The organism is Coleofasciculus sp. G1-WW12-02 (genome assembly GCF_040219735.1).
GTDB lineage: Bacteria > Cyanobacteriota > Cyanobacteriia > Cyanobacteriales > Coleofasciculaceae > Coleofasciculus.
This window is the reverse complement of the sequence record NZ_JAVJRX010000178.1, coordinates 20,911-44,821: the sequence shown is the minus strand read 5'-3', so window position 1 is coordinate 44,821 and position 23,911 is coordinate 20,911. Positions and strand designations below refer to the sequence as shown.

23 protein-coding genes and 1 pseudogene are annotated in these 23,911 nt (G+C 44.3%); 14 read left to right on the top strand and 10 right to left on the bottom strand.

The features are described from left to right. The first annotated feature begins 168 nt into the window (after positions 1-168). A complete protein-coding gene (locus tag RID09_RS27805) occupies positions 169-447 on the top strand; it encodes a tetratricopeptide repeat protein (RefSeq protein WP_446339155.1) in 279 nt (92 codons plus the stop codon). Between the two features lie 179 nt (positions 448-626). Here RID09_RS27805 and rfbB read toward each other — a convergent pair whose 3' ends face one another. From rfbB to RID09_RS27790, 3 genes are all read right to left on the bottom strand, one after another. Further along, the gene (gene rfbB, locus RID09_RS27800; RefSeq protein ID WP_446339154.1) at positions 627-1,700 is read right to left on the bottom strand and encodes a dTDP-glucose 4,6-dehydratase; all 1,074 of its coding nucleotides are present in this window, start codon (positions 1,698-1,700) and stop codon (positions 627-629) included. A 125-nt stretch (positions 1,701-1,825) separates the two neighbouring features. Then, positions 1,826-3,163, bottom strand: a complete 1,338-nt coding sequence (locus RID09_RS27795) for a TonB family protein (protein ID WP_446339153.1) — start codon at positions 3,161-3,163, stop codon at positions 1,826-1,828. A gap of 63 nt (positions 3,164-3,226) precedes the next feature. Next, a complete protein-coding gene (locus RID09_RS27790) occupies positions 3,227-3,961 on the bottom strand; it encodes a precorrin-2 C(20)-methyltransferase (protein WP_446339152.1) in 735 nt (244 codons plus the stop codon). A gap of 47 nt (positions 3,962-4,008) precedes the next feature. Here RID09_RS27790 and RID09_RS27785 point away from each other — a divergent pair, with 47 nt between their 5' ends. Continuing rightward, positions 4,009-4,713 carry an esterase/lipase family protein gene (locus RID09_RS27785; protein ID WP_446339151.1) on the top strand — a complete coding sequence of 235 codons (705 nt, stop codon included), beginning with the start codon at positions 4,009-4,011 and terminating at the stop codon, positions 4,711-4,713. A gap of 136 nt (positions 4,714-4,849) precedes the next feature. Here the strand turns inward: RID09_RS27785 and RID09_RS27780 are convergent, their stop codons facing one another. Beyond that, positions 4,850-6,826 carry a cation:proton antiporter gene (locus RID09_RS27780; RefSeq protein WP_446339150.1) on the bottom strand — a complete coding sequence of 659 codons (1,977 nt, stop codon included), beginning with the start codon at positions 6,824-6,826 and terminating at the stop codon, positions 4,850-4,852. Positions 6,827-7,148: 322 nt separating this feature from the next. Between RID09_RS27780 and RID09_RS27775 the strand changes: the two genes are divergently transcribed. Continuing rightward, positions 7,149-8,480, top strand: a complete 1,332-nt coding sequence (locus RID09_RS27775; RefSeq protein ID WP_446339149.1) for an ArnT family glycosyltransferase — start codon at positions 7,149-7,151, stop codon at positions 8,478-8,480. 239 nt (positions 8,481-8,719) lie between these two features. Here the strand turns inward: RID09_RS27775 and RID09_RS27770 are convergent, their stop codons facing one another. Then, complete coding sequence (locus tag RID09_RS27770; protein WP_446339148.1) at positions 8,720-9,124, bottom strand: AbrB family transcriptional regulator; 405 nt, start codon at positions 9,122-9,124, stop codon at positions 8,720-8,722. 455 nt (positions 9,125-9,579) lie between these two features. On the opposite strand from RID09_RS27770, the gene RID09_RS27765 reads away from it, so the two are divergent. The 7 genes from RID09_RS27765 (at position 9,580) to RID09_RS27735 (ending at position 15,942) form a co-directional block, all read left to right on the top strand. Beyond that, complete coding sequence (locus RID09_RS27765) at positions 9,580-10,023, top strand: RrF2 family transcriptional regulator (protein WP_446339147.1); 444 nt, start codon at positions 9,580-9,582, stop codon at positions 10,021-10,023. 18 nt (positions 10,024-10,041) lie between these two features. Beyond that, complete coding sequence (locus tag RID09_RS27760; protein WP_446339146.1) at positions 10,042-10,443, top strand: GFA family protein; 402 nt, start codon at positions 10,042-10,044, stop codon at positions 10,441-10,443. Beyond that, positions 10,436-11,494 (top strand): adenosylcobinamide-phosphate synthase CbiB, encoded by a 1,059-nt coding sequence (gene cbiB / locus RID09_RS27755; protein ID WP_446339145.1) that lies wholly within the window; start codon positions 10,436-10,438, stop codon positions 11,492-11,494. Before RID09_RS27760 ends, cbiB begins: the two co-directional genes overlap by 8 nt. A 34-nt stretch (positions 11,495-11,528) precedes the next feature. Beyond that, positions 11,529-12,068, top strand: a complete 540-nt coding sequence (gene pyrR, locus RID09_RS27750) for a bifunctional pyr operon transcriptional regulator/uracil phosphoribosyltransferase PyrR (RefSeq protein WP_446339144.1) — start codon at positions 11,529-11,531, stop codon at positions 12,066-12,068. 188 nt (positions 12,069-12,256) lie between these two features. Further along, positions 12,257-13,285: a type 2 isopentenyl-diphosphate Delta-isomerase gene (gene fni, locus RID09_RS27745; protein WP_446339143.1), complete on the top strand. Its 1,029-nt coding sequence runs from the start codon at positions 12,257-12,259 to the stop codon at positions 13,283-13,285. 114 nt (positions 13,286-13,399) lie between these two features. Next, on the top strand, positions 13,400-15,214 hold the full coding sequence (sppA, locus tag RID09_RS27740) for a signal peptide peptidase SppA (protein ID WP_446339142.1): 1,815 nt from the start codon (positions 13,400-13,402) through the stop codon (positions 15,212-15,214). Positions 15,215-15,585: 371 nt separating this feature from the next. After that, positions 15,586-15,942: a DUF433 domain-containing protein gene (locus RID09_RS27735; protein ID WP_446339141.1), complete on the top strand. Its 357-nt coding sequence runs from the start codon at positions 15,586-15,588 to the stop codon at positions 15,940-15,942. Positions 15,943-16,152: 210 nt separating this feature from the next. Here RID09_RS27735 and RID09_RS27730 read toward each other — a convergent pair whose 3' ends face one another. Beyond that, positions 16,153-16,689, bottom strand: a complete 537-nt coding sequence (locus RID09_RS27730) for a helix-turn-helix transcriptional regulator (protein WP_446339140.1) — start codon at positions 16,687-16,689, stop codon at positions 16,153-16,155. Positions 16,690-16,949: 260 nt separating this feature from the next. On the opposite strand from RID09_RS27730, the gene RID09_RS27725 reads away from it, so the two are divergent. Further along, positions 16,950-17,453 (top strand): DUF6232 family protein, encoded by a 504-nt coding sequence (locus RID09_RS27725; RefSeq protein WP_446339139.1) that lies wholly within the window; start codon positions 16,950-16,952, stop codon positions 17,451-17,453. A gap of 55 nt (positions 17,454-17,508) precedes the next feature. Beyond that, positions 17,509-17,898, top strand: a complete 390-nt coding sequence (locus RID09_RS27720) for a hypothetical protein (RefSeq protein ID WP_446339138.1) — start codon at positions 17,509-17,511, stop codon at positions 17,896-17,898. 206 nt (positions 17,899-18,104) lie between these two features. Here RID09_RS27720 and RID09_RS27715 read toward each other — a convergent pair whose 3' ends face one another. Continuing rightward, a complete protein-coding gene (locus RID09_RS27715; RefSeq protein ID WP_446339137.1) occupies positions 18,105-19,055 on the bottom strand; it encodes an alpha/beta fold hydrolase in 951 nt (316 codons plus the stop codon). A 336-nt stretch (positions 19,056-19,391) separates the two neighbouring features. Then, on the bottom strand, positions 19,392-20,054 hold the full coding sequence (locus tag RID09_RS27710) for a GDYXXLXY domain-containing protein (protein WP_446339136.1): 663 nt from the start codon (positions 20,052-20,054) through the stop codon (positions 19,392-19,394). Between the two features lie 613 nt (positions 20,055-20,667). On the opposite strand from RID09_RS27710, the gene RID09_RS27705 reads away from it, so the two are divergent. Further along, positions 20,668-21,600, top strand: coding sequence for a bestrophin family protein (locus tag RID09_RS27705; protein WP_446339182.1), 933 nt, complete (start codon positions 20,668-20,670; stop codon positions 21,598-21,600). A gap of 95 nt (positions 21,601-21,695) precedes the next feature. Here RID09_RS27705 and RID09_RS27700 read toward each other — a convergent pair whose 3' ends face one another. Then, positions 21,696-23,057 carry a DUF2157 domain-containing protein gene (locus RID09_RS27700; protein ID WP_446339135.1) on the bottom strand — a complete coding sequence of 454 codons (1,362 nt, stop codon included), beginning with the start codon at positions 23,055-23,057 and terminating at the stop codon, positions 21,696-21,698. Positions 23,058-23,111: 54 nt separating this feature from the next. Continuing rightward, positions 23,112-23,330, bottom strand: a pseudogene (locus RID09_RS27695) (amidohydrolase family protein); the annotation flags it as partial. Positions 23,331-23,392: 62 nt separating this feature from the next. Between RID09_RS27695 and RID09_RS27690 the strand changes: the two are divergent. Next, positions 23,393-23,872 carry a GNAT family N-acetyltransferase gene (locus RID09_RS27690; protein ID WP_446339134.1) on the top strand — a complete coding sequence of 160 codons (480 nt, stop codon included), beginning with the start codon at positions 23,393-23,395 and terminating at the stop codon, positions 23,870-23,872. The last annotated feature ends 39 nt before the right edge of the window (positions 23,873-23,911 follow it).

Below are 23,911 nucleotides of genomic sequence, written 5' to 3'. Positions count from 1 at the left end.
TTATCAACTCACTGCTAAGATATTAGAGCTTTCCATTATAGTGAAGAGACATAATTTTTTCCTCTAACAAACGGTATAAAAATTTTATTAGGGTGATTCAGTTGTCACATCCTTACACTGTGTTAGTTCTAAGAAGGAAACCAAGTTACCAATCAAGTATCAATAAAAATGTCAATTTCTCATAGAATTGATATTTTTTACTCAAAGCGTGGTTTTGTTCATCTGCAACAAGGAAATATTCAACAAGCCCTCACTGATCTTAACCAAGCGATTGAAATTAATCCTAACTACACCTCAGCCTATTATCATCGCGGACTTACCCATGTTCAATTAGGTAAAAAAGAAGCAGCGATCGCGGATTTCCAAAAGGCAGCAGATTTATCTAGACAACAGGGCGACATGACGCTTTATCAATCATCTCTTGACCAAATTCAACAGATTCAGTAAAGAGGTACATACGGTAGGGGTACGGCATTGCCGTACCCCTACGATTGATATAGGTTTAGGTAATCTTTGTACTCCTTCGACAGCAACGGTTCCCACCAATCCCGATGGATTAAATACCATTCAACGGTGCGAGGTAATCCCCCTTCAAGTGAATTGATTCATACATAATGGAGGCTGATTTAACCATAAATTTGTCGGTAATAATCTTGATACTCCTTAGAAAGCAGGGGTTCCCACCAATCACGATGAGTCAAATACCATTCAACGGTGCTACGTAATCCTCCTTCAATGGTTTCTTTAGGCGTCCAACCCAATTTTGCTTTAATTTTGCGAGCATCAATACCGTATCGGCGATCATGTCCGGGTCTATCTTTGACCAAGGAGATTAAGTCTTTACTTGGATAAACCGGCAAATCTGAGGCTAATTCATCCATAAGCTGGCAAACCATCTGTACCAAATCCAGGTTTTTGATTTGGTTATTACCGCCAATGTTATAGGTTTCGCCAGGAATCCCTTGGTGAATGACTAAATCGATCGCCTGACAATGATCATTGACATAAAGCCAATCTCGCACCTGCTGTCCATCCCCATAAACGGGTAACGGTTGACCCAGCATGATGTTAATGCACATCAGAGGAATCAGCTTTTCAGGAAACTGATAGGGACCATAGTTGTTCGAGCAATTGGTAATTAGCGTCGGTACGCCGTAGGTATGATGATAAGCACGGACGATGTGATCACTACCTGCTTTAGAAGCGGCGTAGGGACTGTTTGGCTGATACGGCGTCGTTTCACTAAACAAAGGGTCATCTGGCTCTAAGCTGCCGTATACTTCATCCGTAGAGACATGGAGAAAGCGATCGCTATCCAAACTTCCCCGCTTTTTCCAATGCTGGCGAAAGGCTTCCAAGAGAGTGGACGTACCTAAAACATTGGTTCTGACAAATGCTTCGGGTCCCAAAATTGAGCGGTCAACATGGGATTCAGCCGCAAAGTGGGCAACTGTATCAATTGCCTCAGTGCGAAGTAAAGCATCAACAAGAGTGCGATCGCAAATATCTCCCGGTACAAACCGAAAATTGTCTCGTCCCTCGACTGAATCGAGATTACGACGATTACCGGCGTAACTGAGCAAATCGAGGACAATCACCCGATCCTGGGGATAGCGATCGCACCAGTGATGGACGAAGTTGGAGCCAATAAACCCCGCTCCACCTGTTATAAGTATGCGGCGAGGTTCTCTTGAAGGCATAATAACTTGAGTTCCTTTTTGCTGTAATCTTGGAGGGGACAGTTCTAACCGTCGATCATCTTAACATCCTGTTAGGGATCAAGCATTAGACCGATCAAAAATTGATAGCGAATGCCCATCTTGAGCTAGAGTGTCGGTACAATAACCGAATTATCCACTGGCTTTGAGGCTTCGGGTGTCTCCTCCGGTGATGGTTGGGGATTGGCTGACTCTTCCGGTTTGACTTTTTTCGGATCGGACTCTGAGGTTGTTTGTGATGGTGATTGTTGTCCAGAATTGACCGGATCACGATCAGACGTTTCCTGATTGGAAGAGGGAGAGTTATTAGAATTCGATTCCTCAGACGTCTCCGGATTCACGGGTTGGGGCGTTGGGGAATTAGAACGCTCAGGATTTTGATTCGAGGCTTCTGGAGGTGTTGGCTTCGGGCAAACTTTTTCTTGACCGGAAAACTGGACAGATACCCGGTATTCCTGCGGCTGTTCCGTGCGATTTAGAAAACGCTGAGCGTTTATTTGCTCCTGTGCTTTTTGATCGAGAATGGGATCACCAGCCCGTCGAATCGGTTGTAAATTCGTCGGTTTGCCATCAGCGCCTACAACGACGCTATAAATGGCTGTGCCGTTAAGCTGCTTCTGGCAAGCGTCTTTGGGATAGGAAGCAATTAATGTTCTTTGGAGTACGGGCGGAAGTTCTACTTTATCCCCTTCAGCGCGAGTGCTATCTTCGGCTTGCTCAGGCTGTTTATCCGCTATGGGATCGCCTGATTCTGATGCAGGTTCTTCCGGATCGGGGGTTGGAGGGTTTTCATTGGCTGGGGGATTGGGATCTTGATTAGTAGCAACTTGCTCTGGGGGGGATTCCGGTGGTTGAGATCTTGCATGATCACTTGACTCGTGATTGGGTGATCGTGCCAGACGATCAATACTAGGCTGAGGCTCTGATTCTGAGTAGATAGAGTCTGGGTTTGTTGCTCCTAGGGGAGGCGATGAAGGAAGTTGGTTGCCAAAAACCGGGATTCCTAAATTTCTCCTCAAGGGTGGAAATGGAGTACTCGGTTGACTTCCGGGCGCAATCGTTCTTATGGGTTTCCGGCTTATCGATGATGACGGAATTTTTAACGATTGTGGAGGGGGCGTCATTGAAATGTTGCCATCGAGGGGCAAAGAATCTTGGGGGGGCAGAGGTGGCAGAGGTGGGAATGGCGATGTTAATGGTGTCTGCTGATAAATATACGGGGGCAAAGTTGGCACCGAAAGATCAGGTAAGCGACTTAAATCCGCTTCAGTTAATTCCAACAGTTGTACAGTGCGCCGAGTCGGAGGCGCTTCACTAGAAAAAACGGGTACATAAAAGGGTAAGGTTAGCCCCAAGACGACATGAATACCAACCGATGCGATTACAGCAATACCAGTTGGCTGATTGAGTTTCTCTGAGACAGTTTTAATTAAGAGATTAGACATAGCTGTTATCGTTCTCTCGGTTGCGGGGTTGTTGGGAATTCTATTGGTTTTAATAAAAATAATCTAGAGTCTAATTGAACTCAGGGATTGGGTAACGTTGACAATCATTATGGAAAAGTAGGGTAATTTTAGGGTTGAGCGATCGCGTAAATCTTGATAAATGACTTGATCCGGTAGGGTAGCGCGTTCGACTACCCAGGCGGTGTCCAATAACTGGCGGCGATGCAACACCTGCCATACCTGTTCATACACCGAACTCACTTTCATCAGGACTATGACATCCGCCCAATCTAAAATAGTTTCCAGTTCCTTTACATTATAGAGAGCAGGCAGCACCACCAAGCGATCGCGCTGTACGGTTAGGGGTAATCCTAACACTGAGGCGGCTGCCATGGGTGAACAGACGCCTGGGATCATCTGCACAACAGCGGTTGATTGCTGCTGTTGTAAGGTTTGCGCCAAATAGGTAAACGTGCTGTAAAAACTGATATCCCCTTCACAAACAAATGCCACATCTTGCCCTACCTTCAGATAATGCCAAACCTGCTTGGCGGCTTCCTCCCACGCTTGGGTAAGAATGTCTTGGTCTTGCACGTAAGGAAATATTAAGGGAAGTTGAACTTGCTCAGCGTTTAACCATTGCCCCACAATTTGTTGAGCCATACCCAGTTTACCCCTCACCCCAGCCGGAAAAGCCACCACAGGAGATTGTTTCAGGATACGTAGGGCTTTGAGCGTGATTAATTCGCGATCGCCAGGACCTACACCCAGACCGTAAAGTGTGCCAACTTGCCCCATCACTATTTGTTAACTTTGATTAATAATTCAAAAATCTAAAATTCCAAATGCCACTACCGACTGTCATTGTACCGGGTTTTTTTGCCGGGGCAACTGAATATCGAGGATTAGAAACCGCTTTAAATCAGTTTGGGTTTCCCACCGTTACTGTACCACTACGACAAGGCGATTGGATTCCCACTATAGGCGGTCGCTCAGTTGTGCCAATTTTACGGCAACTTGATCAAACCGTGAAACAGGTTATGGCAGATTACAGCGCCACTCAGGTTAATCTGATTGGTCATTCAGCCGGGGGCTGGATTGCCCGAATCTACCTCGGCGAAAAACCCTACGATATTCATAGCAATGTGACTCTTTCAGTTCCAGGATTATGGAATGCTCATCCAACCATTGCCACACTGGTAACACTGGGGACACCTCATAGTAGCCAAGAACGCTGGACGAAACGCAATCTGGATTTCGTGGCAATGAACTATCCGGGAGCGTTTTATCCCCATGTCAAGTATATCTGTGTCGCCGGTAAAGCTATCTATGGTCAACGGCGCTTGGGTCAATGGTTAGCGTATAACAGTTATCAGCAAACCTGTGGAGTTGGAAATTGTTGGGGAGATGGGATTACTCCGATTGAAGCGGCTCATTTAGACGGCGCCGTGAATCTTACCTTGGAAGGGGTGCTGCATTCACCTCGGCGACAAGGACTTTGGTATGGTTCCCAAGAAACGATGAAATTATGGATTCCCTATTTAATTTAATGTGTTCGCGGGAGTCCCCACCCTCATTCGCTTTTTAACCCGACCAAAAGGAAGAATAAGGTGTAATTGCAGTAAGGTGTACCTTCCGGATTGAACACCTGACTTCCTACCAGGTTCCCTCTGGCAATCCCTGTCCTCACGGAGTAGGGCGGGGTTCATGAACCTTCACCTCTTCTTCAACTTTAGATTTATTGACAATTTCTTTAATTGCTTTCTCTTCCACAGGCTCTGAAATCGGGATTTCCTCAACTTCTGGCAACTTTTCTACCGCCAGACGGGAAGACGAACTGCCACCGGATAAGCGTTTCAATAGTTTAGGTCTAGGATCGTGCAGTAGATAAATAATTTGATCATTAGCCTGCCAGGTTTCATTCGCGCTAGCCACTTGTATACTGCCTTGCCGTTCGATTAACAAGGGAACCAGTTCTCCCGCCCGGATCAACGCTTGCAAATGCGCTCGCTGAAATGCCAATCCCGACTCTTTTAACGTGGTTGTGCCTAACTTCACTTGCCCCTCAGTAATATACTTATTCCACGTCTTAATCGGCAGTTGAGAAACAAATGCTTGATTGACTTTCGTTTTATTATTCGTGGCATTGGCTTGGGGATCACGAGGAAAGACGGCAATCACTCGCGGCGGGGCAAACTCTTCAACCGCTCGCTGAGCCAAGACTAAGTTCACCTCACCATTGTTGGTCATTGCCAAAAATGTACCCACCGATTCAATCCCAGCTTCTTCTAAAACGTCAACATCCAGACCACTGCTTTGGAACACCCGCAGATTTTCTTCCTCGGCTTGTTGGCAAGCTTCCGGGTCAGTGTCGATGAGGACAACTTCTTCTCCCTGCTCTTGAAACAAACGCGCAATCAGCCGACTCAAGGGATTACAGCCAACAATCACCGCACCTGTTGCCTTGTCCTGGGGATTCAGTTGCAGCCATTGGGCAACCCAACGTGCTGTTAACCCTTGTACAAATACTGTCAGCATAATCGTCAGGAAAACCAGGGCTTTAATCGAATCCCCACCATTAATCCCGCGTTCGGTGAGGAGAATCGCAAACAAGGAGGCGACGGAAGCGCTGACAATCCCTTTGGGAGCAATCCAGGATAAAAAGATTTTCTGTCGCCAATTTAAGCCGCTATTCCAGGTACATAAGCTGACGCTAATCGGGCGCACCGCCATCATTAATGCCAAAACGGTGAATACACTTCCCCAACCTAAGGCGAAAACACTGTCAATGGACAAATCGGCGGAGAGCAGAACGAATAGCACGGAAACCCCAAGCACCGTTAATTGTCCTTTAAACCGTCGCAACAGTCGCTCTTCGGGTAGAGAAGACGCACCGACAACGATTCCGGCGACGACGGTTGCCATCAATCCGGATTCCGAGCGAATCGTTTGTGCCAAACCAAATAAGCCCCACATCCCGGCTAGCACAACCAGATTTTTCAGGTCTTCTGAAAGAAATTCAGCTCGTTTGAGAAACAAACCCAGCAACCAGCCACCGATACCGCCAATCAAACCACCAATACCGAGGCGTAAACCTAGACCGACAATGGCAGCAGATGCTCCAGCCTCGCTGTTGAGAATTGTATCAAGTACGACAACCGCTAGAATGGCACCGACTGGGTCAATTAAAACCCCTTCCCCTTCTAAAAGGGCGGCGACTCGTCGATCAACTTTCACTTGTTTGAGCAGTGGACCAATAACCGTCGGACCGGTCACAACCACCAGAGCAGCATAGAGAAACGCAATCGGCCAGGGAAATTCTCCTAACCAATGGGCTGCCATCCCACCGCCCAGCAGCGTAATCAGCGTTCCCAGGGTGACTAGGTTTCTCAGAGAACCCGATACTTTGCCTAAGTCGCGCAGGTTGAGGTTAAGCCCTCCCTCGAAAAGAATTACGGCGACTGACAAGGCAACAATAACTTCCAAACCCACTCCCAGTTCTTGGGGGTGTAATAAACCCAAACCATCGGAGCCAAGGGAAACGCCAAAGATCAGTAGAAAGACAATGCTGGGGACTTTCAGGTACTCGGCAATCACCTGAGCGCTGATTCCAGCACAGACAGCGATGACCATTTGTAGGGTTAATTCAAAAGATCCTTCCATAGGTTTGCCTGTCGCAGGTGAGAGACTTGGGTCTAGATGCCTAATGATTGGCTCTATTTAACAAAGCCTACCTATATTACTGTGAATAAGCAGCAGGAGTGGTTCGGTTGACCCGTCGTGTGTGATTAACGTTGATCCTAACGCGGCTACATCTATCTATAGCTATTGGTTAAAGTTTTTTATTTTTAATTGAAAAGTCATAATTGAAAAGTCACCGTTTGATTAGGTCGCGCCACGGGTTGAGTTACGGTGCAGGCACAGGCAACCCGTTGGATGGCAGAACTACTCGCGACCAGCAGCACTCTAAGTTGTTCGTTTAAAGATGAATCGTCAAACATTTATTTGGGGACACTCCGGGAGCAGAATTCGCAGAACTCAACGCTGGGTTGAGCGGATGTGGGTGTTTAGCTTACTTTTAGCCGCGCTGCTCTTATTTTGTATTAATCTGGATAGCCCACCTCTATTAAATGGGGGTGAACAAACGGTTAATCAGGTTGCTCGTGAATTGAGTAGCACGCCTTGGGCATCTTGGCAATGGTTTTATCCCACATTTAGTGAGCAATCTTATGTTGAAGAACCACCCTTGCTTTATTGGCTAATTGCTTTAGCTTATAAGACAGGAAATGATAGCACCTTGATGACACGCTTACCGACTGCTCTGCTGAGTGTTCTATCTGTTCCCCTCTTCTATGGAATCGGTCGGGAAATTTTTCCATCCCGTCAAAACGCGCTTTTTTCGAGTTTCATTTATTTAACCGTATTACCTGTTGTACAGTATGGACGACTCGCCATCCTGGATAGTACGGTGCTATGCTTTGTCATGCTGATGATGGTATGTCTGTTGCGATCGCGTCGTGATTTTCGTTGGTCTTTGGGAGCAGGCATTGGATTCGGTTTAATTTGCCTCACTCAAGGAATTGGATTGGGATTTGTTTTGTTGGCGATCGGTTTTATCTTTATTGCCTGGGATACCCCTAGACTACTCAGATCTGGCTATTGGTGGTTGGGTTGGGTGTTAGGTATCATACCTGCGTTGGTTTGGTATACTCTACCTTGGGTTTATAGTCAAGGGTTTCTCACCGCCAATCTAGTTAAAGAGTCATTACAACCGTTTTGGCATTCAGTAGAGATTAACCGGACTCTTAAGAGCGATTACGATTACCTATTGGAACTCTTAAAATTCTCGGTTCCCTGGTTACTATTTTGGTCTTATGGATTAGGGCTGGCGTGGAATAATCGCAATTGGGGTTGGGCAAAATTCGTATTGGTTTGGACGGGTGTTTATGGGGGAGCTGTTTGTCTGATGGCGTTTCCTTTACCGGAGTATAGTTTGCCACTCTACCCAGCTTTAGCACTAGCGGGTGGCGCTCAGCTTACCGCTGTGTGGAATTTGCCCCGCTCTCAGTCCTATCCTCGTTTATGGATCTTTGGGTTGAGTTTCATGTCCTTAGGAGCAATCGCCGCGACTATTTATTTAGTCCTAGAAGCCTCCCAGAGCCTTTTTCCTGTGGTTTCCAGCTCAGTAGCATTAACCTTAGCGATCGCAGCTATCCTCGTGGCTCGACGTGACCTGCAATTTATTTTCATTTTGTTTTGGGGAATGTACGTCTCTCTATTATTGTTGATGACCTCTCCCCATTGGATTGTGTCTTAGCCATTGAACTTACATCCCGGTCAAGACAATCCGTTCACAATAGCAATGTATCCCCCGCTGAATCTTCCAGATGACAACGGGGGTTTTTTTTGCCAACTCCAATCAAAATCATATCGCCCAACCATTCGGTTGGGACGAGGACTTATCAAGTGTCGCTACTTTGACTTAAGACCATTGAATTTTGGGTAAACCGTCAGTATCTTTAGCCTCTGGAGTTTTCCTTCGCCATCGGCTGAGCCTTACTCTTCGATTTCGTCTTCTGCGCCAAGTTGCTTGAGATGAATGTGCTTGCGACCTAAAGAGATTTCAAATTCATCCCCAGGTTGTAAACCCATCTGTTTTGTGTAAGCAGAACCAATCAGCAGATTGCCGTTAGATTGCACCGAGATGCGATAGCTCGCACTCCTACCACCCCGCCCATTGCCATTGGCTTTGCTATCTAATTCAATACCCTCAGCATCAATCAGTGCATTGAGGAATTTCATCATATTGACGCGCTCTACATCGTTTTTCGTCACGGTGTAGTAGCCACAGGCTCTAGCTTTTTCTTCTTTGCTGAGGTTACCTAGCTCTCTAACTTTCTCAAGCAGTGCTTGACCCTCTAAGGGTTCCATCTTGGGCTCCATTTTTTTCTTTTTAGCCATCAACTTGAATCTAAACCTAAACAGTGAAGTCTCGGGTAGCGCTTTCGCTATACTGACACATAACCAAGATAACAAAATCTTGATCTTATATCACCCTCTATAAAACTATATTACACCCATACTGTCAACTTTGTTGGTTATATTTGTTGAATTTATCTTTGTAACAAATCAATCGCCGACTGGAGAACGTGTCAGTAATGGAGACGGGGCGATAAGGTGGGGCGTTTCCAGTTGATCGAGTCATCAACAAAAACCAACGATGTGTAAAACTCAGGATTGATGGAAGGCGTTATCAGGCTTCAGGAAAAACCTCTCAGGTTATAGTTGACAGTACAACCTTCCTGGGACAGCCATAAAAACCATTCAACTCTTAACCCTGTACGACTCAACCAGAAATTAGCTGGATTAGACTCCAGCTAAGAGCCAACTCCAAGCTAGGATAGTTTGCCATCCCTATGAAATTGACAACTCGCGGACATTATAGTGTTAAAGCGCTACTTGATCTCAGCCTACAGCCCGGTTATGGACCAACATCCGTTAAAATGATTGCCCATCGTCAAGCTCTACCAGCTCCATATTTAGAGAAACTACTGATTGAAATGCGTCGTGCTAATTTAGTGAATTCAGTACGCGGCTCTCAAGGTGGCTATCAATTAGCTCGCGAACCTTCAAAAATTTCCCTAGGTCAGATTTTAGAAGCCGTTGGCGAAACAATCGAACCATTACACCATCACACAGCAGATGCGACTGTTGCCGAAGACTGGGTAACCTTAACTTTGTGGCACCGACTCCACCAAAAACTGAAAGATGCCTTATATAGCATTACCCTTGCCGATCTTTACTATGATGCTCGGAGTTGGCAAGCTGCTCAAGGAGAACAAACCAGTTTTGTGATTTAATAGATGCTTTGCTGGGAAATGACCACCATGAATCAACCAATTACCTATCAAGGGGGCTGTCACTGCGGTGCTGTCCGTTTCAGTGTGACAGTTGACCAGCACGAGGCAATCGATTGCAATTGCTCAATTTGTCACAAAAAAGGCTTCATCCACCTAATTGTACCCCCTGAACAGTTTACTCTATTGAGTGGGGCTGACGTTTTAACAACATATACGTTTAATACTAATACGGCTAAACATACATTTTGTCGTATTTGTGGGATTCACCCCTTTTATCGCCCCCGTTCTCATCCTCAGTCGATTGATGTTAACCTGCGTTGTCTCGATGATGATGTACTGTCTCGATTTGCCAGAGTGTCGTTTGACGGTGCCAATTGGGAAGAAAATATAGATACGCTCAAAAGCGACTACATTGACTAGAAGTGCTATTGTTTTGTTACTTGCCGCCCGTCTAGATTACTGGATAGGTGATCCTTGGGGTTGGCTTCATCCAGTCCAAGTCATGGGTTGGCTGGTTTCTCACCTCAGCCAATGGATTATTCACAATCTTTATCGCCCATGGAAACGTCGCCTCGCCGGAATTGGATTGGGGTTAGGATTAATTATCGGTAGTGGAGTGGCAGGATGGGTAATCGTGCTGGGAGCAAACTGGCTTCATCCTTGGGTAGGGATTGGGATTGAAAGTATTCTGCTGGCAAGTTGTTTGGCAGGTCGCAGTTTGCGAGATGCGGCTAATGATGTGGTAGAACCATTAACCGATGGAGAGTTAGAGCAAGCGCGTTCTCGTTTGAGTCGATATGTGGGTCGAGATACGGAAAAACTTACAGCACCAGAAATACTCCGGGCTGTTCTAGAAACAGTCGCAGAAAATGCTACCGATGGTGTTACAGCGCCCTTATTCTATGCTATTATCGGTTCATTTTTTCCGGCGGTGGGTAGCGCTCCCTTGGCTTTAGCCTATAAAGCGGCTAGCACTCTGGATTCAATGATTGGTTATCGACGCGAACCTTACACAGATTTAGGTTGGTTCAGTGCTAAACTTGAGGATTGCTTAACTTGGTTACCCTGTCGGCTAACTGTAATAACGTTAGCCCTTTTGTCAGGAAAACCCCGTAAGGTATGGAGTTTATGCTATCGGGATGGGACTAAAGATCCTAGCCCAAATTCAGGTTGGAGTGAATGCGCTTATGCTGCTATTCTGGGCGTACAACTGGGGGGAACTAACTGGTATCAGGGAGTTGCTAAATATAAACCCCTTTTAGGTGATCCGGTTGACCCGATTACACCGACCAAAATTGACCAAGGGTTACAGTTGACCCGATACTGCTGTTTGATTTGGCTGGTCATCACGATCGCAATACTTGAGTCTTCTCAATTGTTCCCATCCTTATATATATGGCTGATAATTAAAGACGATACCCGATTATTCCCCATGCTCCCTCTAAACAATATCCTAGATTTTCTCCCCTAGTCCCATCCCATCCGCCATAAAACCAGTAACGAGAATGCCAACTCAAATTATTGAAATTCTCTCCGCCGAAGAACTGCGCCGCACTGTCACTCGTTTGGCATCTGAGGTGATTGAACGCGCCGGAGATGTATCGAAACTCGTCCTTTTAGGCATTTATACTCGCGGAGTTCCTCTTGCCAAACTGCTAGGACGCCAAATTGAAATGTTAGAACAGGTATCGGTAGCGGTGGGTGCGATCGATATTACCTTTTACCGCGATGATTTGGATCAGATTGGCGTTCGTACCCCGGCTAAAACGGATATTTCCTGTGATCTTTCTGGCAAAATTGTGGTACTGGTCGATGATGTTATCTATAGTGGGCGCACAATTCGTGCCGCTCTAAATGCTGTGACTGAATACGGCAGACCCCAAGTGATTCAGTTATTAGTTCTTGTCGATCGCGGACATCGCGAGTTGCCGATATGTCCAGACTTTACGGGCAAACAGCTACCAACCTCCAGAGACGAACAGGTAAAGGTTTACCTGCAAGATTTTGATGGACGAGATGCTGTGGAGTTGATCAAAGTCTTCTAAGGTGTCAGTTGGCGTAACCAGTCATGCCTTCATGTAGAGAGGTTCCATGACACATCTGTCAAAAATTCGGAATTTTGGTAGCAAATATTACCGTTTTTCTGTTGATGACTTAACCGATGTTCTAGGTTTTGCCGCAAACCCTGATCACCAATCCCCTCTTTCCCTGTTCCTTTCTATTTCCCAGCACGATGACAGAAACCCAGACGCGCAAAGCAGACCACATCAGGATTTGTCTCAATGAAGATGTCCAGTTTAATCAAATTACGAATGGACTGGAACGCTATCGCTTTACCCACTGTTGTTTACCGGAAATCAACCGCCATGAGATTGATATCTCCACCAGGTTTTTGGGTAAAATCTTAGGCGCTCCCTTGCTAATATCCTCTATGACTGGGGGAACCCAGCAGGCGCAAACTATTAATTTTCGCCTTGCTCAAGTAGCACAAGAGTATCAATTAGCCATGGGTGTGGGTTCCCAGCGAGTCGCGGTGGAGAATCCTCAAGTGGCGGATACCTTTGCCGTGCGATCGCTAGCACCGGATATTCTATTATTGGCGAATCTTGGTGCGGTTCAACTCAATTACAGTTACGGCTTGGATGAATGCTTGCGCGTGGTTGAACTTTTAGCCGCCGATGCTTTAATTTTGCACCTCAATCCCTTACAGGAATGTATTCAGACGAACGGGGATACAAATTTTCACGGCTTACTTGACAAAATAAATAAAGTATGCAGTAAGTTACCTGTACCTGTGATTGCCAAAGAAGTCGGCAACGGCATCTCAGCACCCATGGCACAGAAGCTGCTTGAGGCGGGCGTGAGCGCAATTGACGTAGCCGGTGCTGGGGGAACATCTTGGGCAAAGGTGGAAAGTGAACGGGCATTAAATCTCAAGCAACGTCGCTTAGGACAAACCTTTGCCGACTGGGGATTACCCACAGCCGATTGTATTACTAGTATTCGAGAAATTGCCCCGGATATCCCGCTGATCGCCTCGGGTGGATTACGCAATGGGTTAGAGGTTGCCAAAGCGATCGCGCTGGGTGCGGATTTGGCAGGATTAGCATTTCCCTTTCTCCAAGCCGCATCAGAGTCTACAGAGGCGGTGGATGAACTCGTACAGTTACTAATCGCTGAGATAACCACTGTACTTTTCTGTACAGGGAATGTCAATCTGTCTCAACTCAGACAATCTGGTGCCTTACAAAAGTTAGGATGAATGTTTGTAGTAAGCACGAAGCGTGCCAGAAGCGAAGACAGCGCTTACTACAAACTCTTAGTTCAGTGACATTCAAGTTAGGATAACGGACATTTCACAACAAACAACCCGAAAATGCGTCAATTTATTAAGCAAACCTTCGCCAGTGTAATTGGTAGCCTGATCGGTTTTACCTTGTTTTTCGGCATAGGTACAGTTGGACTCATTAGTTTAATTATCACCGCCGCATCTAAAGATACGGGACCCCAAGTCAAGGATAAATCGGTATTGGTTTTTGATTTATCCTTAAATATTAGGGATACCGATCCCACATCCAGCACCAGTAGAGCCATTGAAGAAGCCCTATCTGGAGAAGAAACCGCCACAATTACATTACGCACTGTTATTGATACCTTAAACGCGGCAGTTGAGGATTCCCGGATTGTGGCGCTTTACCTGGATGGATCACGTACAACTACCAGTAGTGACACAGGGTTTGCCACGCTAAAAGAAGTCCGAGAAGCTTTAGAACGGTTTAAAGAAAGCGGTAAAAAAATTATTGCCTACGACGTTGATTCGGGAGAAGGGGAATATTATCTGAGTTCAGTTGCAGACACCATTATCCTCAACCCGATGGGAAGCCTAGAAATGAATGGCTTTAGTTCTGAACCCATGTTTTTCACGGGAGCCTTAGAAAAATTTGGCATTGGGATTCAGGTAATTCGGGTAGGTAAATATAAGTCAGCGATAGAACCGTTTGTCCTCAAAGAACTGAGTCTAGAAAACCGACAACAGATGCAAGCATTATTAGAGGATCTGTGGTCAGAATTTCGGACAACGGTGGGGAAAAGTCGTCAGGTAACGCCCCAACAGATACAAGCGATCGCGGATAATCAAGGTATCGTCTTGGCATCTGATGCGATTGGACGTCGCTTAATTGATAAAGTGGGGTATTACGATGAAGTAATCGCCCAACTTCAGGAACTCACCGGTGAAAGTGAGACAAAGGAATCATTTCGTCAGATTCGCCTATCTACTTATGCGGATATCGCCGATAAACCTGGAACCCAACGCTTTTCTCACAATAAAATAGCTGTACTTTATGCTGAGGGTGAAATCGTCGATGGTGAAGGGAGCATCCAACAGGTGGGAGGCGAATCCTTTGCGGCACAAATGCGGGAATTGCGCCTGGATGATTCAGTGAAAGCTGTCGTCTTACGGGTGAATAGTCCAGGTGGTAGTGCTACCGCGTCTGAGATTATCCAACGGGAAGTCAAACTCACACGCGACTCCAAACCTGTGATTGTTTCCATGGGAGATATTGCTGCATCTGGGGGATATTGGATTTCCACCTATGGTAACCGGATTTTTGCCGAACCCAATACAGTAACGGGTTCGATTGGGGTGTTTGGATTACTGATGAATATCCAGCAAATTGCCAACGAGAATGGGATTACGTGGGATGTGGTGAAAACGGGGCGTTTCGCAGATACCCAAACCGTTTCTCGTCCCAAAACCCCCCAAGAGTTAGCCCTGAGTCAAAAAATAGTTGATCAAGTTTACTGGAAATTCTTGGCTAAAGTCGCCGAGTCCCGTAAGCTACCCCAACAGAAGGTGGCACAAATTGCTCAGGGGCGAGTTTGGTCGGGTATTGATGCTAAACAGTTAGGGTTAGTGGATGAAATTGGCGGATTAAATGATGCGATTGAGTATGCAGCACAACAGGCAAATTTAGGAGAAGATTGGGAATTAGAAGAGTATCCCAAATTTCAAACCTTGGAAGAACGTCTGCTTGAAGAGTTTATGGGAAATAGTAGTGCTAAAACGCGACAGCCTGATCCGTTAATGGCAGAGTTTCTGAAGTTTAAAGAGGATTTGGCTATGTTACAAGCGATGAATGATCCAAAAGGTATTTATGCGCGTCTACCGTTTAATTGGCGGTTCGATTGAGAAACGTTCGTAGCTCGCAGGAATTTTGCCACGGCGATTTAAATCGCTGCTACACAAACCAAGTCCGCCTGCGCGGACTGGATTATAAAAGGAGTCGTTAACCCAGATTTTGTATAAATCAATGCGACTAATGTTAAGTTGGATGGCACTGCAATAAGCATTTTGGAATCGCCGAAACCCTTAATATACCGTAGGGTGGGCATTGCCCACCAGCATACCAGTCAGATATGATATACCGTAGGGTGGGCATTGCCCACCAGCATACCAGTCAGTACCATTCATTTTAAGTTGAATAAATCATGAAAGAGTTTTGATTGTAGAGACGTAGCCTGCTACATCTTAGTTTTAATCTTTAATAGAAGGAGCCAACGATGCAACTTGAGGACTATTTCAATATTCTCTCCCCCAATGATATTCGGCTTAAGGATTCGCGTATCGGAATTGAGACTATCTTGTATGAGTACATTTATCGCGCTCGTACCCCAGAAGAAATTGCCAAAATCTATACCTCACTTACCCTAGAACAAGTCTATGCTACGATCCTTTATTATCTACATCATAAAGAAACAATTAGTAACTATATGGCAGATTGGTTAGAGTGGGGACAAAAAAGGAGGCAGGAACAACGACGGAATCCATCACCTGTGGTGAGAAAACTCATGGGATTAAAGGCGGACAAAAGCACATTATATCCAGAAACTGTAGGGGCGCATGGCGTGCGCCCATAAAATCTGCAAATCTAATCCACCATTTTAGCTGGGTCACACCGCCATCGTGAGGAGAGCGTAGCGTAACGCACCATTGCCACTATATATGATGTACCTGCGTAAGTTATTTTTATTTTAAACCATGATATGGGTATTGGTGAAACAATGGATGAATTGATACTTATTGCTGGAGGAGCTTTAGATAACCAATATCAAGACCAAATTATTTATCTACCCATTTGAATTTTTAGAAATATTTTCGTCAAAGGTATTCTTTAAGTCCAAAGCTTGCTCCATATTAGTCAAAGAATCATGGTTTAAACTTTCTGAAGAGGATGTGGTAGGTATGCGTAGATTAAAGGCGATTACGATTTGATTATTCTCTATACTAATATTACTGATATTAACTACACTTTTTTCAGCCAACAAATCACTGACGTTTAAGTCAGCAGGTGACTGAACTTTATAGCCTGCCTCCTCAAGCCATTCTGTAATATTTCTCCAATTTTCTATTTTTTCATTACATTTGTTGACCAAACTTTTAACATATCGATACAAAGTGGCACAGAGATCAGTTTCCACTCCCTTAACATTCTTACCCAGCTTCTCTGCTATTTCCGCCGGACTATAACCGCAAAGCAAACCCCGCAAATGTAGCTTCTCAACGGGTGTCAGACGTTTGCCTTTAGCCGAAGCGAGGTCTGTGTACAGCGTGTCCAAGTCCCAGTGGTTTGACGCCTGGGTAAACTGCTCATCGATGGATGCCATAGTTGAAGCACTCTAAATTCCTGATGTGATTCTAATATAAATCCTGATGTGTGTCAGGGAATGGCTAGTTAAATTTAGCTTATTATAAAAAAATAAACTACACAAACGTCTGAGGTCTAGAGCCGAAAGACATACAGTAGCTTGCAATCACGTAAGTTCGATTCTTTCACCTCTTAATCTTTTCCATTTAATCTTAATCTATGTGTACTGCATTCAAGTAAAAACTACTGTATTTTGAATGTATTTTAGCTAAAATAGCTATGGATGATCAAAGTAGACTTCTCAATGCCTTCTTAAAACTTCCAGATAATCTTTCTCTAGAAAAAGCAGAAGTTTTATATATTACTAAGCAAACCTTAAGGTTTGGAGATGATGTTTATCAATTCAAAAATATTACTGGATTTGGTGTTGGACAAATCAAAGTAATGATTCCATTCTCATTAATCATTATAGTGTTTATATTTGGGGTGATTATCAGTTCGTGGTTGAGTAGACAATGGGGAAATGTCACAATAATTATTTCTTGTTTGGCGGCTATATTTAGTTTCATTCAACCCAAACAGTATGGTTTGCAAATTTACCTAAACTCTGGCGACAAAAAACTGTTCGTTACGAGTGATACAAAATGGCTAGAAAGAGCTGTAAGTAGATTGTATGATTTTATGGAAAACGCTCCAGAGGGAAGTTCTATGACTATTGAAATTGGGGGAAATATTCAAGGCAATATTATACAGGGGAGTAACGTGGAAGGTCGCAATCATTGACAACATACATTTCATTGACCGATAAAGTTTACGTTGAATTGAGAGGAATTTTGATATGCCAGATCACTCAATCAGCATTGGTGGAAATGCCGGAAATATAATACAGGGTAGTACAGTTCAAGGAAATGTATCGGCAGCTATTAACGAGCTACCTGCGTCTAACGATCCTGAAAAACCCGACCTAAAAGAACTGCTGATTCAACTCAAGAGGGCTATTGAAACTGAACCTAGCCTAGATGATAAGAAAAAAATCAAAGCATTGAAACAAGTAGAATCTTTGGCAAAAGCTGCTGAAATTCCCCAAGAGGGAGAGAAAAAAGAACGAGCAGAAGATGCCTTGACAATGCTGAAAGGAATTTTCTCTAACTTAAACACTGGTGCAACATTGTTTCTAGCTTGGGATCAATTACACCCAATGTTGTCTCAACTATTTAGACTTGAATAATTTATTGAGATAAAAAAATCAGTCCTCACCCTGATTCCTTATCTTTTCCCGTAAACTAGGTTCTAAGTTGTTACAGGAAATCACGAAACCTGCCTATCGGGGCGGGTTTAGTCGCATCTCTTGTCCAACCGAAGAGATAGTTGTAAAACCCGCCCCTACATCTTGACGTGCAATACCTGAGTATTCAGGACGTTCGGTCAAAATCATTATATGCCGTGAAAAGTCAGGAACTCCGTTGACTTCTGTTGATTAATCCAATTGGCAACAACAGAGACAAAATCAGCCGTTGACTCATAAGGCAAAACATTTCGACCCGGAATTTGGCACCCCTGACCTTGGGGCAAATACTTGATATAGTAATCTAAGCGTTGCTCTGGTGTTTCTAATTTACCCTCGCGACTAATACTGCTGGCTTCTTCGCCTACTACCACAAATGTCGGTTGCTGAATGGAAGCAATAACCTGTTGATAGTCTTGTCGCCAAAACCCAGCTAGGAAAGAAAAAACAGCATGGCGACTAGCGGTATCAGCAGCACCTTCTTTGAGACTGTCTAACCATTGTTCATCAATATCTTCTGGTTTAGCAAATAGCTGCTTCGAGGAAAACGAACGCAAAAATTGACGACGACGGGCGTAGCGATAGAATAGACGACCAAAAGGTGAATCAAATAGATTCCAGGCAAGTTTGTGCTTCAATGTAGACGTTTCCTGAGTCATTACAGCCCAAGAAGGCGGACCCGATAATACGCATCCTTTGATATAATTAGATGCATCTGGTAATTGGACTAGAGAAAGGGCTACGGGTAACTCTGCACCTTGCACCACTATAATGGCGGGTTTTTTGACAACAGTCTGTAAAAAATAACCTAACTGTTGCGCCCAATCTGTAGGATGATAAGCAACATGGGGCATATCACTTTCACCACATCCGAGTAAGTCCGGATTATAGATGGGTTGAGAATATCCCGCTTGATACCACTGTTGACAAAAGCGATGCCAAAACCAACCTGATAACCCGACGCCAATCGGATGCAGTAACACCAATGGTGTATCGCTAGCCTGATTCGGCTGATAATATTCGTAAGCACAACGATAATTACGCCAACGGTAAAACTCAGTTGTTGCTGACGGGATGGGGGAGTTTGAAGTAATCGTCATAAAAAGTCAACAGTCAACAGTAATAAATTATGTAGGAACAGGTTTAGCCACAATTGTAGGGGCGGGCTTAGGAACTACAGCAGTTATTGGTGAAATAACTGAACAAGAAAACCCGCCCTAACTTATTGATAACATATCAACAAAACCCGCCCTGATTCAATTATTGGGGCGTGACACAGTTCGTAGTAAGGGCTTTAGCCTTTGGTTTTGTTGGGTTTGGGAGCATGTCAGGGAAAGCACATAATGTTCATGCTAATCCTAGAGTTGGGTTTCGTACCTCAACCCAACCTACAACCTCCACTATTAAAGACAAATGACATAAGACGAATTACCAAATCAGAGACGATATTGGCGAATCTGTCGTTGTGAGGCTTCACCAGTCCGCACCCAAAGACTAATAGGAACGGCATTTCCCAAACTATCCACCTTAATTTCCATAACAATAGGCGGAAGTTGTTGGGTTTGTTCGGGATTAGCTTGTCTGGCTGTCTGCAGATCATCATTAATCTGATTGCGTTCGGCTTCAGGCATATTATAATTTTCGAGTCCATACTCAATTAATCCCCGTTGGGCAATTCCTCTGAGAACAACCTGATTGTTGGTGAGAGAAGTAGGACGTTTGAGGGTAAGGGCAATGGGTTCCCACGGTTGTGGTAGTCCAGGTAACCTGAGTGAAATCGGTTCTGCTAAAATTACATAAAAGTAAGTTCCTGGCTTGATAAACGTTACGGTGTTGTCATCACTTTGTTGTTTGGGTAAATTGTTCCAACCTGGTAAACCACGTAATTCCTCTTGACTAGAGATGTCATACCTCATGGTTTGAGAGTAGCTTCGCAATAGATTGTAAGGTTCTAAGGGGGTTGTTTGCAAAATGATGATTTTACCTGTGATATGAGTGTAAATTGCTTGGGCGGGAACTGCCAGGATTAAAGCTGTTTGAAATAACAAAGCGAGCCAAAATCGCCGGAAAGGAATAGAATTGGTCGTGTCATTTGTCATTTGAAATACTCATTTATCTGGAGAGTGTTAGCTCTTCTAGATTAACTAGGATAAATATCAAGGCGGCTCTGTCTGTAGCCATAAGAGCTACGACTCCCCGGAGATTATCGTAAGTACAACGTTTTAAGGCTCGATGTGATACACTCTTTCCAAGAGTAGAAAAACACTATCTCATAGTTCCTGTACTACACTGTGTTAGAAAGTGCTGTATAAGACGGTTCTGAGATTACTCGCTTTTATTGTACTACAAAAAACTACTTCAACTTGAAGTGCGGAATGTGAGTATTGTTCGCTATGGCTCTGATGATGTACTTAACCCTGAACCAAAAAAGTCTAAGGGATTCAAAATTGTTGATGAAGCGGATATAGAGTAAAAGTATCTCAATTATGCTTGACAAAAAGAACTGATAACGGTAATTTCAAAACTAAAAAACTTGTATTTTTTGGTAATTAATGTGCATTTTTTTAGTTGAAAACATAATTAGATTACTGTTAATACTCAATTTATGGCAATAATTAAAAGGTCACAACTAACAACAGTTTATGTGTTATAAAAATGAGGAAATTAAGTGAAATATTTTTTGTAAAAACAGGCAGCAAAAACAAAGAAATGATGCCAACTTCAATTAATGACTCGGATTGGCAGAAACGGAATTGGTTTCGTCTTGCTTTAAGATTAAAAGGGTCAGTCGTTATAGCTATTTTACCTCGTGTTATCTTATGCAGTGTTTTTGGTTTGGTTATTTCACTCTTTTATGAGCTTGGATTTTCCGTATCTTTGCCAGTTTTGAGTGGAGTGGTTCCCAGTATTGTCTTAGGTTTACTCTTAGTTTTCCGAACCAATACGGCTTACGAACGTTTTTGGGAAGGTCGTAAAATCTGGGGAATGATAGTTAATACAGTTCGTAACTTGGCTCGTCAGATTTGGACTGCCATCGCCGAAAATAGCTCAGAAGATAAACAGGCTAAAGAGGAAACCTTGCGCTTATTAGTAGCGTTTGCTGTAGCGACTAAGCAACATCTCCGAGGAGAGCGATTGCAGCGTGAGTTAGAACCGTTGATGTCAGCAGAGCGGTATCAAATCCTCCAATCCATGAATCACCCACCCCTGGAAATTGCTTTTTGGATTGGAGATTATCTGCAAAAGCAGCACGAACGGGATTACCTCAACACCTATCAACTCACTGCCATGTTGAAATTACTCGATATAATGGTTGACCATTTAGGGATGTGTGAACGGATTCTCAAGACTCCTATTCCTTTAGCTTATTCGATTCATTTGAAGCAATTGTTATTAATTTATTGCCTATCACTGCCATTTCCTATGGTTAGCGAACTGAATTGGCTAACTGGGATAGTTGTGGGAGTGATTAGTTTTGCTGTATTTGGGATTGAGGAAATTGGCATTGAAATCGAAAATCCCTTTGGTTATGATACCAATGACTTACCCTTAGATACAATTTGCACGACAATGCAACACAATATTGAAGATTTAATCACGCTAGATCCTTTTGTGAGGCATTGGAAAATGACCAATAAGCAATAACAAATGATAACTTATTTGTCATGCTAAACGGTTATCGAATTATTGATGCAGACGCTCTAACACCTATCCCCACCACAACACTTATTCAGCAGCCCCTATTTAGAGTGTTGAGCGCGAATATAGTATTCAAAACTTACCCCAGCCGCTATAAGACCGCAACCACACAATAAAAAAACTAGGGATTTGAACAGTAAATCGGTATTGTACTCTATCATCCGGCTTAATACTTGTAATGTTAACAGTACCAACCCTCCCCAGAAAAAGCGTCGTTGGGCTTGGGTGATTCCCTTACGGATTAAACCGACAGCCAACACTAGTAAGAGTAAATTGAAAGTTAGTACAGCAGCGATATCTAAAGAACCCGTGCTTAGATGCCAATAGGGAATGACAGCACTAATCACAATCATGAATGCCACAAAGCCAGTTATTCGGTTGAACTGACGCCAACTATGCAGCCATTCCCAAATGGTTAAGCTGACTAAGATAAACAGATTGACCAAAATATACCATGGTACATGAGAGGTATTGTTGGCAGATGGTATAAAGGAGACGTTCCACATCCAATAGAACGATAAGAGGGAAAATAAGAGACTGAGGAAAATAATGGCAAGCGTGCGGGCTGTACTCTCGAAGGACTTAGCATTTTCGAGATACCGTCTCCAAAACTTATCCCTGTATCCCCATAACAATGCTGGCGGAAGGGCGCAAGCGATCGCGCTAACCCAGGCGGGGGCGACTAAAAGGTTGAGGTGTACTAAGTTGAATTCCAACGAATAAATCACTGCGATCGCACCGAGGCGAAAAATCCACCGAGAACCGCACCAGTAGGCTAAGGGAATAAACATCACACCCGATACTACGGGCATAAATCGTACCATCAGCCGCAGCCATGCTATCTCTCCCAGCGCCAAAAATTCTGGTTGTCCTTGTCCCTGGATATATCCAATTGTGATCAAAAGGGCAGAAAGTATCCCTAACCCCGTTAACCGCAAGCTATACGCCATCCCTAAGACACCGAGTCCCCAAAGCAGCAGCAACTGGTAAGCGGGTCTATTTTGGTGAAAGATTTGGGACATCAGCGCCATATTTGCCCCCAGTGTCAGCGCCCCTAGCACTAGCAATGTCTTTCCTAAACGGCGTTTTCCTCCTTTAGGACGTTGCCATAGATAAAAGCCTGCTGTATTTAATCCAATAAACAGAAGCAGGAGTAACGCTACTCTAAACTCTCGCGACCAAACTTGCCAGTTGGCGGCGATAAGCATAATCGTACCTACGCCTAAAAGAATACTACCTATCAACAGAAGAATCGAGACAAATTGCTTACGGGAAGCACTTTCGAGTTCCTCAAATTGATAGCGTTGGGCAAGTTGTTCATAGACAGAGGCATTAATTAACCCCTCACTCTGCCATTGCTGTGCTTCTTGACGCAACTGGCGACGAAACTTATTGGAAGACATATTAGCATTTTAGTTCTGTTCCACCTCTTAAAATGTTGTAACATTTAATTATTATTCTTTTAAATAGGGATAAGCCGCGTGCAGTAGGACAATGGGGACGTTTTCAAAGCGTTTATCTTCGAGGAGCGATCGCAGATACAGATGGTTGCTCAAGCGCAGATCCAAATCCGGGTCACCAAAACCCGTATGAAATTGTATCGGTAACTGGTATTTAGTCGCAATTTCTAGGGCTTGGGTGATTAAAAAATCAATGAAGGGCTTGTCTGATAGCTGAGAGTTGATCGAGAGGCAACCAAAGACGATAATAAAACTCGATAGCTTTGATTTCGTATACGATGAAAACCTATTACCGTGACTTTTTAATTCGTGACTGGGAACCGCGAGATCGCGTCACCGCCGCTGAGGTGATTGGTTCCGTCTTGTCAGAATACGGCTTAACCTGGGAACCTAGGGGAGCTGATCGTGATGTGGTTGACGTCGAAACCTTCTATCAAACGGTTGGGGGAGAGTTTTGGGTGATAGAATACCTTGGTAAAGTTGTGGGAACGTCGGCGTATTATCCTGTCGAACGCGGCGAAAACGCTGTAGAGATCCGCAAAATGTACCTCCTTCCAGAGGTTCGAGGTGAAGGGATCGGTAAATTTTTATTGCAACAGCTTGAACAAACAATTGCCAACCGGGGTTTCCAAAAAATTTGGATTGAAACCGCCAGCGCTCTCCAAGAAGCCATCCAGCTTTATGAAAATAGCGGCTATCAGCAAACCACAGGGGTAGAGACAAAGCGGTGCGATCGCGTTTATGTCAAACAACTATAGTATAGTGCGTGAGTTTTGAACTCCCTTATCTTCCTCATC

Coding starts and splice junctions, on each gene's coding strand:
- RID09_RS27805 (WP_446339155.1), top strand. CDS start 169: ATGTCAATTTCTCATAGAATTGATATTTTTTACTCAAAGCGTGGTTTT.
- rfbB (WP_446339154.1), bottom strand. CDS start 1,700: ATGCCTTCAAGAGAACCTCGCCGCATACTTATAACAGGTGGAGCGGGG.
- RID09_RS27795 (WP_446339153.1), bottom strand. CDS start 3,163: ATGTCTAATCTCTTAATTAAAACTGTCTCAGAGAAACTCAATCAGCCA.
- RID09_RS27790 (WP_446339152.1), bottom strand. CDS start 3,961: ATGGGGCAAGTTGGCACACTTTACGGTCTGGGTGTAGGTCCTGGCGAT.
- RID09_RS27785 (WP_446339151.1), top strand. CDS start 4,009: ATGCCACTACCGACTGTCATTGTACCGGGTTTTTTTGCCGGGGCAACT.
- RID09_RS27780 (WP_446339150.1), bottom strand. CDS start 6,826: ATGGAAGGATCTTTTGAATTAACCCTACAAATGGTCATCGCTGTCTGT.
- RID09_RS27775 (WP_446339149.1), top strand. CDS start 7,149: ATGAATCGTCAAACATTTATTTGGGGACACTCCGGGAGCAGAATTCGC.
- RID09_RS27770 (WP_446339148.1), bottom strand. CDS start 9,124: ATGGCTAAAAAGAAAAAAATGGAGCCCAAGATGGAACCCTTAGAGGGT.
- RID09_RS27765 (WP_446339147.1), top strand. CDS start 9,580: ATGAAATTGACAACTCGCGGACATTATAGTGTTAAAGCGCTACTTGAT.
- RID09_RS27760 (WP_446339146.1), top strand. CDS start 10,042: ATGACCACCATGAATCAACCAATTACCTATCAAGGGGGCTGTCACTGC.
- pyrR (WP_446339144.1), top strand. CDS start 11,529: ATGCCAACTCAAATTATTGAAATTCTCTCCGCCGAAGAACTGCGCCGC.
- fni (WP_446339143.1), top strand. CDS start 12,257: ATGACAGAAACCCAGACGCGCAAAGCAGACCACATCAGGATTTGTCTC.
- sppA (WP_446339142.1), top strand. CDS start 13,400: ATGCGTCAATTTATTAAGCAAACCTTCGCCAGTGTAATTGGTAGCCTG.
- RID09_RS27735 (WP_446339141.1), top strand. CDS start 15,586: ATGCAACTTGAGGACTATTTCAATATTCTCTCCCCCAATGATATTCGG.
- RID09_RS27730 (WP_446339140.1), bottom strand. CDS start 16,689: ATGGCATCCATCGATGAGCAGTTTACCCAGGCGTCAAACCACTGGGAC.
- RID09_RS27725 (WP_446339139.1), top strand. CDS start 16,950: ATGGATGATCAAAGTAGACTTCTCAATGCCTTCTTAAAACTTCCAGAT.
- RID09_RS27720 (WP_446339138.1), top strand. CDS start 17,509: ATGCCAGATCACTCAATCAGCATTGGTGGAAATGCCGGAAATATAATA.
- RID09_RS27715 (WP_446339137.1), bottom strand. CDS start 19,055: ATGACGATTACTTCAAACTCCCCCATCCCGTCAGCAACAACTGAGTTT.
- RID09_RS27710 (WP_446339136.1), bottom strand. CDS start 20,054: ATGACAAATGACACGACCAATTCTATTCCTTTCCGGCGATTTTGGCTC.
- RID09_RS27705 (WP_446339182.1), top strand. CDS start 20,668: ATGCCAACTTCAATTAATGACTCGGATTGGCAGAAACGGAATTGGTTT.
- RID09_RS27700 (WP_446339135.1), bottom strand. CDS start 23,057: ATGTCTTCCAATAAGTTTCGTCGCCAGTTGCGTCAAGAAGCACAGCAA.
- RID09_RS27690 (WP_446339134.1), top strand. CDS start 23,393: ATGAAAACCTATTACCGTGACTTTTTAATTCGTGACTGGGAACCGCGA.